Origin of the sequence: Bradyrhizobium oropedii (genome assembly GCF_020889685.1) — a bacterium.
Classification (GTDB): domain Bacteria; phylum Pseudomonadota; class Alphaproteobacteria; order Rhizobiales; family Xanthobacteraceae; genus Bradyrhizobium; species Bradyrhizobium oropedii.
On sequence record NZ_JACMYO010000440.1, the window covers coordinates 1 to 1,166 of the forward strand.

General features: G+C 61.3%; 1 protein-coding gene. It reads left to right on the forward strand.

The annotated features are described in order from the left end of the window. The coding region (gene ltrA / locus H8A95_RS43150) for a group II intron reverse transcriptase/maturase (protein WP_229188467.1) at window positions 1-1,110 on the forward strand (1,110 nt) is incomplete at its 5' end. Between the last annotated feature and the right edge of the window lie 56 nt (window positions 1,111-1,166).

Sequence of the window (1,166 nt, forward strand, 5' to 3'; positions counted from 1 at the left end):
CTTGGCGAACTGGCGCTTGCTCTCAGGCAAGAGACTTACCGACCGGACCCCATCAGAAGAGTGTTCATACCGAAGGCCAACGGCAAACTCAGGCCGCTGGGCATCTCGACCGTGCGGGATCGGGTCTGCATGACAGCAGCAATGCTGGTGCTGGAACCGATCTTTGAAGCCGACCTTCCACCAGAACAGTATGCGTACCGTCCCGGGCGAAACGCCCAGCAGGCGGTGATCGAGGTGGAAGGGCTGCTGTTCCGAGGCCATCCGGAAGTCGTCGACGCCGACCTCGCGGACTACTTCGGGAGCATCCCCCATGCCGAACTCCTAGAGTCGGTAGCGCGCCGAATTGTTGATCGGCGCGTGCTGCATCTGATCAAGATGTGGCTGGAGTGCCCCGTGGAAGAAACCGACGATCGAGGACGGAAGACACGCACGACCGAGGCTCGGGACAAGCGGCGTGGCATCCCGCAAGGCTCACCCATCTCCCCACTACTGGCGAACCTTTACATGCGTCGGTTTGTGCTGGGTTGGAAGAAGCTCGGGCTGGAGCACAGCCTCGGCACGCGCATCGTGAATTACGCCGACGACCTCGTGATCCTGTGCCGGAAAAGCACCGCCGATGAGGCGCTGCAACGACTGCGCGAGATCATGGGCAGGCTGAAGCTCACGGTGAACGAGGAGAAGACACGAATCTGCAAGGTGCCGGAAGGTGAGTTCGACTTCCTGGGATACACGTTTGGGCGGATGTACTCAGCGAGAACCGGAAAGGCCCGCCTGGGTCACCGGCCATCAAAGAAAAGCATCAGGCGCATGGTCGAGAACGTCCATGTTCTGACCGACCGAACGGGTACCTGGCAAGAGACCACGGAGTTGGTGGGGCGGTTGAACCGCGCGCTACGCGGATGGGCCAACTACTTCAGCGTTGGCACCGTCAACAAGGCGTATCGGACGATCGACAATTACACCGCTGTGCGGTTGCGCCGGTGGTTGCGCATCAAGCACAAGGTCAGGCGACGCAAGGGCGGGACCTATCCACTCCCGCACCTCTACGGGCACTTCGAGCTCGTACGCCTATGCCGGCTTGGGCACGACGTGCCGTGGGTGAAGGCGTGAAGTCTTGTCCGAGAGCCGGATGCGGGAGATCTGCATGTCCGGTTCGATGAGCGGGA